A 17,097-nucleotide genomic window follows, 5' to 3' on the forward strand; every position below is an offset into this window, starting at 1 on the left:
CACGCCCGGGCTGCGCCGTGAGGAACTGGCCACCCTGGCCGGCATCAGCATCGACTACTACACCCGCCTGGAGCGCGGCAAGGAAACCCGCCCCAGCCCCTCGGTCGTGGACAGTCTGGCCCGCGCCCTGCGCCTGGAGGACGACGAGCACGAGCACCTGCGCAGCCTGGCGGTGCGCGCCGCGCGCACGGTGCCCGAGCAGCCGACCGCACCCAGCCGCACCGTCCGGCCCGGCGTGAAACTGCTGCTGGAGAGCCTGCGCCCCCACCCCGCACACGTCGTCAGCCGTACCAACGACCTGCTGGCCAGCAATCCGAGCGGTCTGCGGCTGCTCACCGGCATGGCGGAGTGGCCGGCCAGGCAGCGCAACATCGCCCGCTACGTCTTCCTCCACCCCGCCGCCCGGGACCTGTTCCACGACTGGAACATCCAGGTCCGCGGCTGCGTCGCCCGGCTGCGCGCCCTGGCCGGCACTGATCCGGACGCCCCCGACCTGACCCGGCTCGCCGGTGAACTCCTCCTCAAGAGCCCGGAGTTCGCCTGCCTCTGGGAGCGCTACGACGTCAAGGGCCACGCCCACGGCCGCAAGAGGTTCCACCACCCCGAGGTCGGCGACCTCACCCTCGGCTACCAGTCCATGGAACTGGAGGGCACCCCCGGACACCGCCTGGTCACCCACTACGCCGAACCCGGCACCCCCGAGTACGACGCCCTCGCCCTCCTCGACCTGCTCGGTTCCGAGCCGTCCACGTCCCGGACGGCCCCGGCCAGGGAAGCGTCAACGGGTTGACCACCGCTGCACACCCCTGACCCGACCGCCGTCAGGAGTCGAGCTCGTCGGCGAAGTGCCGGAACCCGTGCCGGTCCCGGTGGATCTTCCACAGGGTGTCCGCGAGGACGGCCGGATCCTTGCGGGGGTGCCCGGGGATGATCGCGCCGGGCACGACGAGCTGCGCGACGTGGATGCCGTCGGTGGCGAGGGTGTCGTGCAGCAGACGGCCGTACGCGCTCTCGGCGGCGAAGGCGATCGACGTCCCGGCGCGCTCGGGGTGCGGGACGACGGCGGTGCCGCCGTTGACGAACAGGACGGTGCCGCGGCCGAGTGCGCGCATGCCGGGCAGCACCTGCTGGACGGCGGCGACGGGGCCGTAGACGGAGAACTCGATCGGGCCGGTGAGGTCGGTGTGTGTGGTCTCCAGCACCGGCAACATGAAGTCCCGCTGCGGGACCGGGCTGTACTGCAGGACCTCGATCGGGCCGAGAGCCGTGCCCGCCGCGCCGAGGGCGGCCGCGAGGGCCCCGGGGTCGCGTACGTCGGCGGCGAAACCGCGTGCCGTGACGCCCTCGTCGGCCAGCTCCGCGGCCAGGCTGTCGAGCCGTTCCTGACGGCGGGCGACGAGGGCGACGGCGAAGCCCTCGCGGCCGAAGCGGCGGGCGACGGCGGCACCGAGGCCCGGTCCGGCTCCGATGACGGCGATGCTGGTCATGGTGATCCCTGCTGGTCGGGTTCGGGTTCGGTCGCTTCAGTCGTTCAGTCGTTCAGTCGTTCGGTTGTTCTGTCGGGTGGGCTGCAAGGCCGGGGCCGCCGCCGAGACTACGGCCAGTGGCACCGCGGAGATCGTCAGGCCGACCCGCATGGCGTGCGGGAAGCCGTCGGAGGGGCAGGGACGGCCCCGGCAGACCCTGCCGTGCCGGGGCGCCGTGTTCCGGGGTGTGACAGGGCCCCTCACTCCGCTGTCCCGCGGATCACCGGCTTGCCAGACTGGATCGCATGGCACATGGGCTCACAGCATCCGACCGGAGCACGGACGACGAGGTCGTCGAGGCGTACCGCGCCCACCTGAAAGCGATGACCGACGGCGACACCGACGCTCTCGACGACCTGCTCGACGACGGCTTCACCCTCACCCACATCACCGGGTACGCGCAGCCCAAGGCCGAGTGGCTGTCGCAGATGCGCGCCGGACAGTTCGTGTACCACGGGGTCGTGGAGAAGAGCGTGACCGTCGCGGTCGAGGGAGACACGGCCCGTCTGGTCGGCCGGATCGTCACGGACGCGACGGTCTACGGCGCGCATGCGGACTGGCGGCTGCAACTGGCCATGGACTACGCCCGGGAGGGAGACACCTGGACCGCGCTCCGCTCGGTGGCCACGACCTGGTGACAGCGTGGCGCGACTGGCGTTCGGGGGTGTGACAGGGCCCCTCACGTTACTGTCCCGCAGGTCACAGGGCTGCCAGACTGAACCGCATGGCACGTGAGCAGCACAGTGGCGGCAACGGCGGCAGCGAGCTGGGGCGGTTCCTGAGGGCCCGCCGGGCGCGGGTGACTCCCGCCGAAGTCGGCCTCCCGGAGGGGCCCGGGCTGCGCCGTACGCCCGGCCTGCGCCGCGAGGAACTGGCCACACTCGCCGGGGTCAGCATCGACTACTACACCCGGCTGGAACGCGGCAAGGAGACCAACCCCAGCCCGTCCGTCGTCGACGCCCTAGCCGTGGCCCTGCTGCTGGACGGCGACGAACACGAGCACCTGCGCGACCTCGCGGCCCGCGCCGCGCGCAGCGGCCCGGCCGAGCCCGCGGCGGCACCCAGCCGGACCGTGGCCCCCGGCGTCGAACTGCTGCTGGAGAGCCTGCGCCCCCACCCCGCCCACGTGGTCGACCGAACGATGGAACTGATCGCCTGGAACCCCGGCGGTCTGCACCTGATGGCCGGGATGGAGGACTGGCCGCCCGGCCGGCGCAACGTCGTGCGCTACGTCTTCCTGCACCCCATGGCCCGCACGCTCTTCGAGGACTGGGAGAACCAGATCCGCGGCTGTGTCGCCCGCCTGCGCACGCTCGCCGGCATCGAACCCGACGCCCCCGACCTCATCGGCCTCGTCGACGAACTCCTGCTCAAGAGCCCGGACTTCGCCCGGCTGTGGGAGCAGTACGACGTCAAGGGCAACACCACCGGCAGCAAGACCTTCCACCACCCCCGGGCCGGCGACGTCACCTTCGGCTACCAGATCATGGAGCTGGAAGGCACCTACGGCCATCGGCTGGTCGCGTACCACGCCGAGCCCGGGACGCCCGCGTACGACGCGATGCTCCTGCTCGACGCGGCCGCGGGCGAGCCCGCCCCTGTCAGGAAGCCGGCTTCACGGTCTTCATCGTGAAGTACGAGGTGACGTTCTTGACGCGCGGGATGGTCATGACGCGTGTGCCGAGGAAGGTCTCGCAGCCGGCCAGATCGCCGACGGCCACGCGGACGAAGCAGTCGGGGCTGCCGAACAGCCGGCGCAGTTCCAGGACCTCCTCGGCCGGTGCCAGGGTCTGCTCGAAGCGCTCGAAGCGCTCGAAGCGCTCGAAGCGCTCGACGGTCTCCGCGTCCTGGGATGCGAGGGTCAGGTCGATCAGCACCTCGAAGGACCGCCCGACGGCGGCCGCGTCGATGACGGCCCGGTAGCCGCGGATCACACCGTCCGCCTCCAGCCGCTGCACGCGCCGCAGGCACGGGCCGGTGGCACGGGCCGGTGGCACGGGCCGGTGGCACGGGCCGGTGGCACGGGCCGGTGGTGAATGGACAGGTGCAGCAACGCACTCCGACCCTTGTCACCGGTCCCCTCTCGGCCCTGGCCGCTGTCCGGCGGAAGCAGATGTCCGCGGGCCTGCGCTACTCCTTCTCCGTGTTCGCGTGCTCCCTGGAGCTGCTGCTGGTGGGCATGACGGCCACCGTCAGCCCGCTCGCGCCGATCGTCCTCGTGGTCGACTTCCGGCACGTCTTCTCCTGGACTGCGCCCTGTGCGTCCTGTTCACCGTGCTCGCCCTGGACGCGTTCCGCTCCCGCGCCGAGGTCGCCTCGGTGCCGTCGGCCCACCCGGGAGGCCACCGGTGCCTGGCACCTCGTAACTCATCGCCGTCCTCGGCAGGCTCCCCGACTCGGCGATCGTGCGGCAGCTGTCGGCGTGGCTGCCGGTGGGAGTCCTCGCGATCCTTGCCGTGACCGCTCTGCACGGCACGATCGAGTCCGCCCCGGACGCGACCGGGTACGCCCTGCTCGCGGTCGCCGCCACCGCCGGCGTCCACCGGGCCTTCGGCCGCCGCACGATCCTGGGCGTCGGCATCGGCACGGCGGTCCACGTCGTCCTCGTCAGCGCCCTGTGAGACAGGTGCTCTCCCGGGACCGCCTACCCTTGACCCATGACCAGCAGCGACCGGAGCCCGGCAGTGGATGTTCGATCATCTAAGACCTATGAAGTGCGCACCTACGGGTGCCAGATGAACGTCCACGACTCCGAGCGATTGTCCGGGCTGCTCGAGGACGCCGGTTACGTGAAGGCGCCCGAGGGGGCGGACGGCGACGCGGACGTCGTCGTCTTCAACACCTGCGCGGTGCGCGAGAACGCCGACAACCGGCTGTACGGCAACCTCGGCCGCCTCGCCCCGATGAAGACCAAGCGCCCCGGGATGCAGATCGCGGTCGGCGGCTGTCTCGCGCAGAAGGACCGCGACACCATCGTGAAGCGGGCGCCCTGGGTGGACGTCGTCTTCGGCACCCACAACATCGGCAAGCTGCCCGTCCTGCTGGAACGCGCGCGCGTTCAGGAAGAGGCGCAGGTCGAGATCGCCGAGTCGCTGGAGGCCTTCCCCTCCACGCTGCCCACCCGCCGCGAGAGCGCGTACGCGGCCTGGGTGTCGATCTCCGTCGGCTGCAACAACACCTGCACCTTCTGCATCGTCCCGGCCCTGCGCGGCAAGGAGAAGGACCGCCGCACCGGCGACATCCTCGCCGAGATCGAGGCCCTGGTCGGCGAGGGCGTCTCCGAGATCACGCTGCTCGGCCAGAATGTCAACGCGTACGGCTCCGACATCGGCGACCGCGAGGCCTTCAGCAAGCTGCTGCGGGCCTGCGGCACGATCGACGGCCTGGAGCGTGTCCGCTTCACGTCTCCCCACCCGCGCGACTTCACGGATGACGTGATCGCGGCGATGGCCGAGACCCCGAACGTCATGCCGCAGCTCCACATGCCCATGCAGTCCGGCTCGGACACGGTCCTGAAGGCGATGCGCCGCTCGTACCGGCAGGAGCGTTACCTCGGGATCATCGAGAAGGTCCGTGCCGCCATGCCGGACGCCGCGATCTCGACCGACATCATCGTGGGCTTCCCCGGCGAGACCGAGGAGGACTTCGAGCAGACCATGCACGCGGTCCGCGAGGCCCGCTTCACGAACGCCTTCACCTTCCAGTATTCCAAGCGCCCCGGAACCCCCGCGGCGACCATGGACGGGCAGATCCCCAAGGAGGTCGTGCAGTCGCGTTACGAGCGTCTCGTCGCCCTCCAGGAGGAGATCTCCTGGGACGAGAACAAGAAGCAGGTCGGCCGCAAGCTCGACCTCATGGTCGCCGAGGGCGAGGGCCGCAAGGACGGCGCCACCCACCGCCTCTCCGGCCGCGCCCCCGACAACCGCCTGGTCCACTTCACCAAGCCGGACCAGGAGGTCCGCCCCGGCGACGTGGTCACCGTCGAGATCACCTACGCCGCCCCGCACCACCTCCTCGCCGAGGGCCCCGTCCTCGACGTGCGCCGCACGCGCGCGGGCGACGCCTGGGAGAAGCGGAACGCCGCGGAGGCCGCGAAGCCGGCGGGCGTGATGCTGGGCCTGCCGCAGATCGGCGTCCCGGCGCCGCTCCCGGCGGCGACGGGCGGCTGCGCGGCGCACTGAGCGCACGCCGGTCACGGAGGAGAGGCGGGGGCGGGGCATGGGGCGCTGGGTGGTCGTCGTCGACCGCAGTTTCGGGGACCATCACGACGTGGACGAGGTGGATCACTTCGAGGGCACCCGGGAAGAAGCCCGCGCCCGCCTGTACGAGATCGCCTGCACCCACCGCCCGCGCCTCGGCCTGCGTCAGCAGCGTCGGCAGGTCTACCGGATCGGTGACGGCGACGCCTACTACGTGAGCATCGAAGGCCTGATGTCCACGCAGCGGGTGGTGTACCGGCTCGCCGAACTGGCGTGGAGCACCCATCCCGAGTCCGGGCCCCAGGCCTGGAAGTAGGCTGCCGATCATGCTTGTAGCAGCCGCCGTCTGCCCCTGCCCGCCCCTCCTCGTGCCCCAGGTCGCCGCGGGGGCCGCGCCCGAGCTGGACTCCGCACGTGCCGCCTGCGCGGACTCCCTGGGTGTGCTCGCCGCCGCCCGGCCCGACCTGCTCGTGGTCGTGGGGCCCGCCGAGCGCGACGGGCGCGGAGCGCACCCCGAGGGCACGCCCGGGTCCTTCCGCGGCTTCGGGGTGGATCTCGACGTACGGCTGGGCAGCGACGGCGGCGCGGGATCCGACCGCGAGCTGCCGCCCTCCCTCGCTGTTGCCGCATGGCTGCTGGAGCGCACCGGCTGGTCCGACGCCCCGATCGAGGGACTCGGCGTGGGGGAACCGCTGGCCGCCGAGCGGTGTATCCAAGTCGGGAGGGACATCGCCGCCCGGGCCGAGCGGGTGGCGCTGCTGGTGATGGGCGACGCCAGTGCCTGCCGCACGCTCAAGGCCCCCGGCTATTTCGACGAGCGGGCGGCGCCCTTCGACGCGGAGGTCGCGCGTGCGCTGGGGGCGGCGGACGTGGCGGCCCTCGAAGCGCTGGACACCGAGCTGGCGTACGAACTGAAGGCCTCCGGCCGCGCGCCCTGGCAGGTCCTCGCGGGCGCGGCCGAGGACGCGGACCTCGTCGGCGTGCTCCTGTACGAGAACGCGCCGTACGGGGTGGGGTATGTCGTGGCGACCTGGTCCTGACCCACCGATGAAACGGCGGACGGCCGGGAGCGTCGTGCTCCGCGGCCGTCCGTCGATGTGCCGTGCCGTTCAGGAAGCAGGCGGTGGTGAGGCAGGGGGCGTGGTGCCGCCCCCCGGTCCCTCCGTGCCGTCCTTGTGCGCGAGTCGGTCCATGGCGTGCTTGGCCTTGCCCGTGCCCGTCTGGATCTTGTTGCTGTACTTGCCCTTGGTCTTCTCGTCGACGACCTTCGCGGCCTTGTCCAGGCCGTGCTGGATCTTGTCTCCGTGCTGATGAGCGAGACCGGAGACCTTGTCCTTGGCCGGGCTGAGTTTGGCTTTCAAATTGTTCAGGAGACCCATCGTTCACCTTCCCGCGCGGGGCAGTTACGTGCGGGCGCCCTCGCCGGCCTCGCTGTCGGCCGCTTCCTCGGCGGACTGCTGCTTGGGGATCTCGACGCCTTCGGCGGCGGTGTCCTCGACGGCCTCCGTCGCCGTCGCCTCGACCGTGTCCTCGGCCAGGGCCTCGTCCGACCCCTTCGCCTCTGCCGCCTCCTCCGCCTCGGGCTCGGCCGTCGGTGTGACGGCCCCTGCCTCGGCGGTTGACGCCTCCTCCGTAGCCTTCGACCTCCGGAGAAGTCGTGCGAAAACGCCCATATCCACTCCATACGTTACTCGTGCGGGGGAAATCCCGCGTCGCCCGGTGCGTCCATTTGCGCCACTCGGATCGCCGCCTCTTCGAAACGGCGGCGGAAACCACGCAACAGGCAACGACCCCGCACCCGTGCCGTCACGTAACTCGTTCGAGGCCACGCCCTGAGGTTTGCGAGACTGGGGCGGTGAGCAGCGCACCCCCCGCCCCCCGCGTCATCGCCGTCGTCGGACCCACCGCGGCCGGAAAGTCCGATCTGGGCGTCTTCCTGGCCCGGCGTCTCGGCGGCGAGGTCGTCAATGCCGATTCCATGCAGCTCTACCGAGGGATGGACATCGGCACCGCCAAGCTGACGCCCGAGGAGCGCGGCGACGTCCCGCACCACCTCCTGGACATCTGGGACGTGACCGTCACGGCGTCCGTCGCCGAGTACCAGAAGCTGGCCCGCGCCAGGATCGACGCGCTGCTCGCCGAGGGCCGCTGGCCGATCCTCGTCGGCGGCAGCGGCCTGTACGTCCGCGGTGCCGTCGACAACCTGGAGTTCCCCGGTACCGATCCCGAGGTGAGGGCCCGGCTGGAGGAGGAGCTCGTCCTGCGTGGCTCCGGGGCGCTGCACGCGCGCCTCGCCGCCGCCGACCCCGAGGCGGCGCACGCGATCCTGCCCAGCAACGGCCGCCGTATCGTCCGGGCCCTCGAAGTGATCGAGATCACCGGCAAACCCTTCACCGCCAACCTCCCGGGTCACGACTCGGTCTACGACACCGTCCAGATCGGCGTCGACGTGGCGCGGCCCGAGCTCGACGACCGCATCGCGCGCCGGGTGGACCGGATGTGGGAGGCGGGCCTCGTGGACGAGGTGCGCGCGCTGGAGGCGCAGGGGCTGCGCGAGGGGCGCACGTCCTCGCGCGCGCTCGGGTATCAGCAGGTGCTTGCGGCGCTCTCCGGAGAGTGCACCGAGGACGAGGCGCGCGCGGAGACCGTGCGGGCCACCAAACGCTTCGCGCGCCGTCAGGATTCGTGGTTCAGGCGCGATCCCCGGGTGCACTGGTTGAGTGGGGCTGCGGCGGATCTCACAGAACTTCCGCAGGTCGCACTGGCGTTGGTCGAACGACCGGTTACAGCCTGATCACGTCATGGCATCGGGACGCTCCGGCCGCCATCCCGGCCTTCGGCGCCGTGCCATCATCGAGCTTCGATCGACCAAGTGGAGTCCGAGTTGGGAGGGCGCGTGGCGATGGAGGCCGGCCCTCGCGACACCGCACAAGGCACCGAGCCCCTCACTGCCGAGAGCGGTGAAACGGAGCAGGACGGGGACCGTCTGAGCCCCGACGGGCCCGACGAGGTGCAGGGCGGTGTGACCGCCGACGGCCCCGAGCCCGAGGAGATGTTCGCGGGCGAGGTCGAGGTCGAGCTGCGCCCACAGCGCCGCATGCGTTTCTGGCAGCTCGCGCCCATCGTCTCCCTGGCCACGCTCGGCTCCCTGATGTTCGCCTTCCCGCTGGCCTTCGACTTCGGCGACAGCGGAGCGGTGATCGCGATGCTGGGTCTGCTGATCTGCTCCTGCGCGGCAGGGTGGGGCATGATGGCGGCCCGCCGCGTTGGTTACACGTGGCCTGGGCTGCCGCAGCGGGGCTCGGGCCGCCGCCTGGACTGGCGGATCGTGCTCGGATACGTGCTGTTGGTGGCTGTGGTGGTGGTCCTCGCCGTGTGGCGAGTAGCAAGGCTGCGCTGAAGGCTTTCAGGGGCGCGGGGCTGTGTCGATATGCGGCTCCGCCTCGTGGGCGCGACCAGCCCCCACCGGCCCGCGGTCAAAGAACGACCTCACCTACCATCGAAGAATGAGCACGCGGATCCCCTTTCTCAAGGGTCACGGCACCGAGAACGACTTCGTGATCGTCCCGGACCCCGAGAACACCCTCGACCTGCCCCCGGCCACCGTCGCCGCCCTGTGCGACCGCCGCGCGGGCATCGGCGGCGACGGCCTGCTGCACGTGGTGCGATCCGCCGCACACCCCGAGGCCAAGGACATGGCGGCCGAGGCGGAGTGGTTCATGGACTACCGCAACGGCGACGGCTCCATCGCGGAGATGTGCGGCAACGGCGTACGCGTCTTCGCGCGCTACCTCCAGCACGCCGGGCACATCACCGAGGGCGACCTCGCCGTCGCCACGCGCGGGGGCGTGAAGACCGTCCACATCGCGAAGACTGTGTCCCATAGCGGCTCCGCCGCGGCTGCCGTCACCGTGGGCATGGGCAAGGCCCGCCTCCCCGAAGGCGACGTCACGGTGAGCGTCGGCGAGCGCAGCTGGCCCGCGCGGAACGTGAACATGGGCAACCCGCACGCCGTGGCCTTCGTGGCCGACCTCGCGCACGCCGGCGACCTGTACTCCCCGCCGCCCTTCAGCCCGGCGTCCGCCTACCCGGACGGGGTCAACGTCGAGTTCGTGGTCGACCGCGGCCCTCGCCACGTCGCCCTGCGCGTGCACGAGCGCGGCTCCGGCGAGACCCGCTCGTGCGGCACGGGCGCGTGCGCCGTCGCCGTCGCGGCGGCCCGCAGGGACGGCGACGACCCGACGGCCACCGGCACCCCGGTGACGTACACCGTCGACGTGCCCGGCGGCACCCTGGTGATCACCGAGCGACCCGACGGCGAGATCGAGATGACCGGCCCCGCCGTGATCGTCGCCGAGGGCGAGATCGACGCGGACTGGCTTGAAAACGCCGCCCGTTGACCGCGTGAATCGTGAGGGCAGGACGTCCCGGAGACCCGGAACCGCAGCCACAGACGCCCCGGCCGGTTCGAAATCACGGCCGACCGCTGGTCAGGTGGCGCGAAACCGTAAACCTACAAACCTTCGCTCGAATGGGTGATCCGTTTCACGCTCGACGAGAGGCGGTCAGCGGCACGTGGTGGGCTCGGTAGCATCAAGCACCGGCCCGGACGGGGAATCGATGCCATCCCCTGAGCCGTGTCCGCCATGGGGCACCCCGTCCGCCGGTCCACGCAGCCGGAGGTGCCCATGAGTGCGGAGGCCACGAATCCTGCGACGGCAGGGCCTGTGACCACAGGCCCTGTGGTGCCCACAGTGCCCCGCAGGAAGGCCCGCGCCCGGATCGACCTGCGCCGTCTGGGCCGCGCCGCGCTGCTCGGCCCTGCCGCCCGCGACCGGCTGCCCGACGCCATCGGCCATGTCGCCGAGGCCCATCGCGCCCACTACCCGGACGCCGACGTCGAACCGCTGCGCCACGCCTACGTCCTGGCCGAGGCCTCGCACCGCGGCCAGATGCGCAAGAGCGGTGAGCCGTACATCACACACCCGCTCGCCGTGACCCTGATTCTCGCCGAACTCGGCGCCGAGACCACGACTTTGACGGCCTCTCTGCTCCACGACACCGTCGAGGACACCGATGTGACGCTCGATCAGGTCGGCGAGCAGTTCGGCGCGGAGGTCCGCTTCCTCGTCGACGGCGTCACCAAACTGGAGAAGGTCGACTACGGCGCCGCCGCCGAGCCCGAGACCTTCCGCAAGATGCTCGTCGCCACCGGCAACGACGTCCGCGTGATGTCGATCAAACTCGCCGACCGGCTGCACAACATGCGCACCCTGGGCGTGATGCGCCCCGAGAAACAGGAACGCATCGCCAAGGTCACCCGCGACGTCCTCATCCCGCTCGCCGAACGCCTCGGCGTCCAGGCGCTCAAGTCCGAACTGGAAGACCTGGTCTTCGCGATCCTGCACCCCGAGGAGTACGAGCACACGCGGGAGCTGATCGTCGACAACGCCTCCCGCGCGGACGACCCGCTCGCCGAGATCTCCGACGAGGTGCGCGCCGTCCTGCGCGACGCGGGCATCCAGGCCGAAGTCCTCATCCGGCCCCGCCACTTCGTCTCCGTGCACCGCACCGCCCGCAAGCGCGGCCGGCTGCGCGGCGCCGACTTCGGCCGCCTGCTGGTGCTGGTCAACGAGGACGCGGACTGTTACGGCGTCCTGGGTGAGCTGCACACCTGTCTGACGCCCGTCGTCTCGGAGTTCAAGGACTTCATCGCCGTACCCAAGTTCAACCTGTACCAGTCGCTGCACACCGCCGTGGCCCGCGGCGACGGCCAGGTCGCCGAAGTCCTCATCCGCACCCACCAGATGCACAAGGTCGCCGAGGCCGGCGTGGTCGCGCTCGGCAATCCCTACGCTCCTCCTTCGGAGGAGCCCGTCGACGGCGAGCGGGCGGACCCCACGCGTCCCGGCTGGCTCTCCCGCCTCCTCGACTGGCAGGAAGGCGCGTCCGACCCCGACACCTTCTGGTCCACCCTGCGCGAGGACCTCGCTCAGGACCGTGAGATCACCGTCTTCCGGCCCGACGGCGGCACCCTGGGCCTGCCCGAGGGTGCGACCTGTGTGGACGCCGCGTACGCGCAGTACGGCGAGGACGCGCACGCGTGCCTCGGCGCCCGCGTCAACGGCCGCCTGGCGACCCTCAGCACGGTCCTGAGGGACGGCGACACCGTCCAGCTCCTCATGGGCCAGGACCCGGCCTCCGAACCCTCCAGAGAGTGGCTGGAGCACGCGCACACGCCCGCCGCGCGGATCGCCATCCAGCGGTGGCTCACCACGCATCCGGCATCCGCCGAGGCGCAGGAGGGGATCTCGGAAGCGGAGTCCCAGCCCACCGAGAGCTCCGCCCGGCCCGCCGCCGACGGCCCCGCCTCCCGGCCGGCCGACCGCCCCGCCGCTGCGCACGCCGTCGCCGACCAGCCCGGCACGACCGTACGCCTGGCCGGCTGCTGTACGCCCGTACCGCCCGACGAGATCACCGGCTTCGCCGTGCGCGGGGGAGCGGTGACCGTCCACCGCGTGGGGTGCGCGGCGGTGGCGCGCATGACGGACGCGGGGCGCGCGGAGGTCGGCGTGAGCTGGGGGGACACCACCGGGTGCCGGGTCACGCTGTTCGCCGAATCGTTCGGCCGCCCCCATCTGCTCGCGGACCTCACCGAGGCGATGGCTCTGGAGGGCGCGGAGATCGTCTCGGCGACCGTCGAGCCCCCGAGCCAGCAGCGCGTACGCCACACCTACACGGTCGAACTCCCGGACGCGGCGCACCTCCCCGCCCTGATGCGCGCCATGCGGAACGTGCCCGGGGTGTACGACGTGAGCCGGGCGCAGGCGCCGACCCCCGGGGACTGAGTCACCCGCCGGTCACCCGGCCTACCCGTTCGAGTGGGCCGGTCGCGCGCCGTCGCCGTACGGCCCGCGCGCGCTGGTAGCCGTGGTGCCATGCCGCTCACCCCCCGCACCCCGGCTCCCCGAGCCCGCGTCAGGACCCCCCGGCGCCGGAAGGCCGCCGCACTCCTCGCCTCCGCCGTCTCCGTCTGCCTCCTCGCCGCGAGCGCTCCCGCGACACCGCTGGGCGTCGGCGACCGCCTCTTCCCGCACCTGGGCAACCCCGGATACGACGTGGCGTCGTACGACCTCTCCTTCACCTATCCCGGCAGCAACACCAAGCCGCTGACCGCGGTCACCACGATCGACGCCTGGACGACGACCTCTCTGGACCGCATTAACCTCGACTTCGCACACGGCGAGGTCGACTCGGTCGAGGTGGACGGCGACCCCGCCACGTTCACCAGTGCCGGTGAGGACCTCGTCGTCACGCCGGACGAGGCGCTGCCCGCCGGCAGCTGGATGCGGATCACCGTCCGGCACACCAGCGACCCGGTGTCCGAGGAGGGCCGGGACGGCGGCTGGGTGCGGACCGCGGACGGCCTCGCCATGGCCAACCAGGCGGACGCCGCCCACCTGGTTTTCCCGTGCAACGACCACCCCTCCGACAAGGCGATGTTCACCATCCGGGTCACCGCGCCCAACGGCTACACCGCCGTCGCCAACGGCCTGCCGACCAACGTGGACAGGGCCGGCCGGGCGACCACCTGGACGTACCGCACCCAGCACCCCATGGCCACCGAGCTCGCCCAGGTCTCCATCGGCCGCTCCACCGTGCTGCGCCGCGAGGGCCCGCACGGACTGCCCGTCCGGGACGTCGTGCCCACCAAGGACCGGGCCGAGCTCGAACCGTGGCTCAGGAAGACCCCCGCCCAGATCGCCTGGATGGAGGGCAAGGTCGGGCCGTACCCCTTCGAGACGTACGGTCTGCTGATGGCCGCGGCGGACACCGGCTTCGAGCTGGAGACGCAGACCCTCTCTCTCTTCGAGAGAGACCTGTTCACCGAGCCCGCCTACCCCAAGTGGTACGTCGAGTCGATCATGGTGCACGAGCTGGCCCACCAGTGGTTCGGCGACAGCGTCAGCCCGCGCACCTGGTCCGACCTGTGGCTCAACGAGGGGCACGCCACCTGGTACGAGGCCCTCTACGCGGAGGAGAAGGCCGACAAGCCGATGCAGGCGCGGATGAAGGCGGCCTACGGCGCCTCCGACCGCTGGCGCGCGGCCGGCGGACCGCCCGCGGCCCCCAAGGCGCCCGACCCCGGCCAGAAGATCAGCATCTTCCGGCCGAACGTCTACGACGGTGCCGCGCTGGCCCTGTACGCCCTGCGCCAGGAGATCGGCCGCCCCGCCTTCGAGCGCCTGGAGAAGGCCTGGGTGAGCCGCCACCGGGACGGCATCGCCACGACCGCGGACTTCGTCGCGCTCGCCGAGGAGATCTCCGGACGCGACCTGGGCACGTTCTTCCAGGACTGGCTCTACGGCGAGAAGACCCCGCCGATGCCGGGTCACCCGGACTGGAAGTCGGCCGTGCCTGCCAAGGCGGCGCCCGCGAAATAAGGCGGTGACGAGACGGGCCGTGCCGTGCGACCATCATCGGGTCGGCGCGGCACGGGACACGGGAATCTCCCGGGGTACTCGTGCGTTGTTCCAAGTGACGGTCGCCGAATCGGCATCCCCATCGACGTAAGGACCCAATGACCTCCTCTTCATCTTCTTCCCAGGACACTGAGCGCTTCGCGCATGCCTACCCCGAAGGTCTTCGGGCCGATGCCCTGATGGAAGAGGACGTCGCCTGGAGCCACGAGATCGACGGAGAGCGGGACGGCGACCAGTTCGACCGCTCCGAGCGCGCGGCTCTGCGCCGCGTCGCGGGCCTCTCCACCGAACTCGAGGACGTCACCGAGGTCGAGTACCGTCAGCTCCGCCTGGAGCGGGTCGTGCTCGTCGGCGTCTGGACCACGGGGACCGCGACGGACGCGGACAACTCCCTCGCGGAGCTCGCCGCCCTCGCCGAGACCGCGGGCGCGCTCGTGCTCGACGGCGTGATCCAGCGCCGCGACAAGCCCGACGCGGCCACCTACATCGGTTCCGGCAAGGCCAACGAGCTGCGCGACATCGTGCTCGAGACGGGCGCGGACACCGTCATCTGCGACGGTGAACTCAGCCCGGGCCAGCTCATCCACCTCGAAGACGTCGTCAAGGTCAAGGTCATCGACCGTACGGCCCTGATCCTCGACATCTTCGCCCAGCACGCCAAGTCCCGAGAGGGCAAGGCGCAGGTCGCGCTCGCGCAGATGCAGTACATGCTGCCGAGGCTGCGCGGCTGGGGTCAGTCGCTGTCCCGTCAGATGGGCGGCGGCAAGGGCGGCGGCCTCGCCACCCGTGGTCCCGGTGAGACCAAGATCGAGACGGACCGGCGCCGGATCCGCGAGAAGATGGCGAAGATGCGCCGGGAGATCGCGGAGATGAAGACCGGCCGCGACATCCAGCGTCAGGTGCGCCGACGCAACAAGGTGCCGTCCGTCGCCATCGCGGGCTACACCAACGCCGGCAAGTCCTCGCTGCTCAACCGCCTCACCGGCGCCGGCGTGCTGGTCGAGAACGCCCTGTTCGCGACCCTCGACCCGACCGTGCGCCGGTCCGAGACCCCGAGCGGACGGCTGTACACCCTGGCCGACACCGTCGGTTTTGTGCGGCACCTGCCGCACCACCTGGTCGAGGCGTTCCGCTCCACCATGGAGGAGGTCGGCGAGTCCGACCTGATCCTGCACGTGGTGGACGGCTCGCACCCGAACCCGGAGGAGCAGCTGGCCGCCGTACGCGAGGTGATCAGGGACGTCGGCGCCACCGGCGTGCCCGAGATCGTCGTGATCAACAAGGCGGACGCGGCCGACCCGCTGACGCTCCAGCGGCTCATGCGGATCGAGCCACGCTCCATCGCCGTCTCGGCCCGCACCGGCCTGGGCATCGACGAACTGCTCGCGCTCATCGACAACGAGCTGCCGCGACCTTCGGTCGAGATCGAGGCGCTCGTGCCGTACACCCACGGCAAGCTGGTCGCCCGCGCCCACACCGACGGCGAGGTGATCTCCGAGGAGCACACCGCGGAGGGCACCCTGCTCAAGGCGCGGGTGCACGAGGAACTGGCGGCGGATCTCGCGCCGTACGTGCCCGCTCCGGCCCTCTGACCCGCAGAGTGAAGGCCCGCTCCCTGTCCCAGGGGGCGGGCCTTCGGCTTTCTTCGCGGGCGGGCGTCACCGACCGCCGTACGCCTCGCTCATGTTCTCGTAGAGCGTCTGGGCGGTCCGACCCAGCTGCGGGCCGGCCAGCCAGCGGTTGTCGGACGGGCCGATCGACGTGTTCGAGACCAGCTTGGTCTCGCCGTCCACCACCCGGAACCAACCGCCGCCTGACGAACCGCCGGTCATCGTGCAGCCGATGCGGTACATCGTCGGCAGGGACGGGCTCAGCGAGAGCCGGCCGGGCCGGTCGACGCACTTGAACATCTGCAGCCCGCTGTACGGCGCCGCCGCCGGGTAGCCCCAGGCGCCCATCGTGGCGACCTCGGTCGCGGACGGGGCGGAGAAGTCGACGGCGAGGGCGCCCGCGGCTTCTTCGAGGGACTGGGAACCCGACTCGGGCTTCACGTGCAGCACGGCGTAGTCGTACGCCGCACCCGCGCCGCCGCTCTCCGAGCCGCCCTCGATCCACTGGCTGGAGGTCGAGGCCCAGTCCGCCCACCAGGTCCCGTACGGCGCGATCTCCGCGGGATCCGCGTCGCTCAGCTCCGACGCGGGGCGGCCGAGGTCGTTGTACGACGGCACGAACGCGATGTTGCGGTACCAACCGCCGCCCTGCCCGGCGTGCACACAATGCCCGGCTGTCCAGACGAGGTTGGACTTGCCCGGGTGGTTCACGTCGGTGACGACCGTGCCCGAGCAGACCATCGAACCCTGGGGGGAGTCGAAGAAGACCTTGCCGACCGGGGCCGCGTTGTCGTGGTACGGCGTCTTCTCCGCCGTGGCCTCGACGGGCGCCGGCTCGGGGTCACTGACGCCCTGGTCGGCGGACGCGTCCTGCGTGGAGATCGTCTTGTCGGCCTCCTGCGCGGACTTCATCCGCTCGGGATTCCAGAGGCCCTCGATGATCGGGTTGACGAAGTCCTCGGCCGCGCTGAGCCATTCGTCCTTGTCCCAGTCCTTCCAGCCGCCGTCCGTCCACTCGTCGACGTCGATGCCGTGCTCTTCGAGCTGGCTCGCGATGTCGCTGGGGATCTCGAACGTGCCCTGGCCGGCGGACCGGGAGGCCGTGCCGTCGGCCTTGTCGTCCGCCCCCGAACCACCACAGGCAGTCGCGGTCAGGGCCATCGCGGCGACGAGCCCGGTGGCGGCGAGGAGAGTGCGGTTGCGTCGCCTACGGCGCGGCACTGCCGGCGCATGTGTGGAACGCATGCGCGGGAACCCCCGTTGGAGCGGGTGCGTGTGA

The 17,097-nt window shown here is 71.4% G+C and carries 19 protein-coding genes; 13 read left to right on the forward strand and 6 right to left on the reverse strand.

Annotated features, from left to right (window positions below; all coding sequences use genetic code 11):
• The coding region (locus IG08_RS0122440; protein WP_043454906.1) for a helix-turn-helix transcriptional regulator at positions 1 to 790 on the forward strand (790 nt) is incomplete at its 5' end.
• Between the two features lie 31 nt (positions 791 to 821).
• Here IG08_RS0122440 and IG08_RS0122445 read toward each other — a convergent pair.
• Positions 822 to 1,487, reverse strand: a complete 666-nt coding sequence (locus IG08_RS0122445) for an SDR family NAD(P)-dependent oxidoreductase (protein WP_030605361.1) — start codon at positions 1,485 to 1,487, stop codon at positions 822 to 824.
• A 284-nt stretch (positions 1,488 to 1,771) separates the two neighbouring features.
• On the opposite strand from IG08_RS0122445, the gene IG08_RS0122450 reads away from it, so the two are divergent.
• Positions 1,772 to 2,164, forward strand: coding sequence for a nuclear transport factor 2 family protein (locus IG08_RS0122450; protein WP_052424831.1), 393 nt, complete (start codon positions 1,772 to 1,774; stop codon positions 2,162 to 2,164).
• 86 nt (positions 2,165 to 2,250) lie between these two features.
• A complete protein-coding gene (locus IG08_RS0122455; protein ID WP_030605366.1) occupies positions 2,251 to 3,159 on the forward strand; it encodes a helix-turn-helix transcriptional regulator in 909 nt (302 codons plus the stop codon).
• Here the strand turns inward: IG08_RS0122455 and IG08_RS0122460 are convergent.
• Together IG08_RS0122460 and IG08_RS60200 are read right to left on the reverse strand one after the other, a co-directional pair.
• Positions 3,128 to 3,523, reverse strand: a complete 396-nt coding sequence (locus IG08_RS0122460) for an Lrp/AsnC family transcriptional regulator (RefSeq protein ID WP_078655689.1) — start codon at positions 3,521 to 3,523, stop codon at positions 3,128 to 3,130. The genes IG08_RS0122455 and IG08_RS0122460 overlap by 32 nt on opposite strands.
• A gap of 133 nt (positions 3,524 to 3,656) precedes the next feature.
• Positions 3,657 to 3,872 carry a hypothetical protein gene (locus IG08_RS60200; protein WP_030605371.1) on the reverse strand — a complete coding sequence of 72 codons (216 nt, stop codon included), beginning with the start codon at positions 3,870 to 3,872 and terminating at the stop codon, positions 3,657 to 3,659.
• A 59-nt stretch (positions 3,873 to 3,931) separates the two neighbouring features.
• On the opposite strand from IG08_RS60200, the gene IG08_RS0122470 reads away from it, so the two are divergent.
• From IG08_RS0122470 to IG08_RS0122485, 4 genes are read left to right on the forward strand one after another with little or no spacing between them, the layout of a single operon-like run.
• A complete protein-coding gene (locus IG08_RS0122470) occupies positions 3,932 to 4,147 on the forward strand; it encodes a hypothetical protein (RefSeq protein ID WP_199820889.1) in 216 nt (71 codons plus the stop codon).
• A gap of 36 nt (positions 4,148 to 4,183) precedes the next feature.
• Complete coding sequence (gene miaB / locus IG08_RS0122475) at positions 4,184 to 5,707, forward strand: tRNA (N6-isopentenyl adenosine(37)-C2)-methylthiotransferase MiaB (RefSeq protein ID WP_030605376.1); 1,524 nt, start codon at positions 4,184 to 4,186, stop codon at positions 5,705 to 5,707.
• Positions 5,708 to 5,744: 37 nt separating this feature from the next.
• On the forward strand, positions 5,745 to 6,041 hold the full coding sequence (locus IG08_RS0122480; protein WP_030605379.1) for a hypothetical protein: 297 nt from the start codon (positions 5,745 to 5,747) through the stop codon (positions 6,039 to 6,041).
• A gap of 10 nt (positions 6,042 to 6,051) precedes the next feature.
• Positions 6,052 to 6,765, forward strand: a complete 714-nt coding sequence (locus tag IG08_RS0122485) for a class III extradiol dioxygenase subunit B-like domain-containing protein (RefSeq protein ID WP_030605382.1) — start codon at positions 6,052 to 6,054, stop codon at positions 6,763 to 6,765.
• 69 nt (positions 6,766 to 6,834) lie between these two features.
• Here IG08_RS0122485 and IG08_RS0122490 read toward each other — a convergent pair whose 3' ends face one another.
• Positions 6,835 to 7,104: an antitoxin gene (locus tag IG08_RS0122490; RefSeq protein WP_030605385.1), complete on the reverse strand. Its 270-nt coding sequence runs from the start codon at positions 7,102 to 7,104 to the stop codon at positions 6,835 to 6,837.
• Positions 7,105 to 7,128: 24 nt separating this feature from the next.
• Entirely contained in the window at positions 7,129 to 7,398 is a 270-nt protein-coding gene (locus tag IG08_RS0122495) for a hypothetical protein (protein ID WP_030605387.1), read from the reverse strand.
• Between the two features lie 182 nt (positions 7,399 to 7,580).
• Here IG08_RS0122495 and miaA point away from each other — a divergent pair, with 182 nt between their 5' ends.
• From miaA to hflX, 6 genes are all read left to right on the forward strand, one after another.
• Positions 7,581 to 8,519, forward strand: coding sequence for a tRNA (adenosine(37)-N6)-dimethylallyltransferase MiaA (gene miaA / locus IG08_RS0122500; protein ID WP_030605390.1), 939 nt, complete (start codon positions 7,581 to 7,583; stop codon positions 8,517 to 8,519).
• Positions 8,520 to 8,627: 108 nt separating this feature from the next.
• A complete protein-coding gene (locus tag IG08_RS0122505) occupies positions 8,628 to 9,125 on the forward strand; it encodes a hypothetical protein (RefSeq protein WP_030605392.1) in 498 nt (165 codons plus the stop codon).
• A 106-nt stretch (positions 9,126 to 9,231) separates the two neighbouring features.
• Positions 9,232 to 10,125 (forward strand): diaminopimelate epimerase, encoded by an 894-nt coding sequence (dapF, locus tag IG08_RS0122510; protein ID WP_030605393.1) that lies wholly within the window; start codon positions 9,232 to 9,234, stop codon positions 10,123 to 10,125.
• A 288-nt stretch (positions 10,126 to 10,413) separates the two neighbouring features.
• Positions 10,414 to 12,573, forward strand: a complete 2,160-nt coding sequence (locus tag IG08_RS0122515; protein WP_030605395.1) for a RelA/SpoT family protein — start codon at positions 10,414 to 10,416, stop codon at positions 12,571 to 12,573.
• A 90-nt stretch (positions 12,574 to 12,663) separates the two neighbouring features.
• Positions 12,664 to 14,169 carry a M1 family metallopeptidase gene (locus IG08_RS0122520; RefSeq protein WP_030605398.1) on the forward strand — a complete coding sequence of 502 codons (1,506 nt, stop codon included), beginning with the start codon at positions 12,664 to 12,666 and terminating at the stop codon, positions 14,167 to 14,169.
• A 137-nt stretch (positions 14,170 to 14,306) separates the two neighbouring features.
• Positions 14,307 to 15,800: a GTPase HflX gene (hflX, locus tag IG08_RS0122525; protein WP_030605400.1), complete on the forward strand. Its 1,494-nt coding sequence runs from the start codon at positions 14,307 to 14,309 to the stop codon at positions 15,798 to 15,800.
• A gap of 66 nt (positions 15,801 to 15,866) precedes the next feature.
• On the opposite strand, the gene IG08_RS0122530 is transcribed toward hflX, so the two are convergent.
• Positions 15,867 to 17,063, reverse strand: a complete 1,197-nt coding sequence (locus tag IG08_RS0122530) for a trypsin-like serine peptidase (RefSeq protein ID WP_030605402.1) — start codon at positions 17,061 to 17,063, stop codon at positions 15,867 to 15,869.
• Between the last annotated feature and the right edge of the window lie 34 nt (positions 17,064 to 17,097).

This window comes from Streptomyces fulvoviolaceus (genome assembly GCF_000718165.1).
Taxonomy (GTDB): domain Bacteria; phylum Actinomycetota; class Actinomycetes; order Streptomycetales; family Streptomycetaceae; genus Streptomyces; species Streptomyces fulvoviolaceus.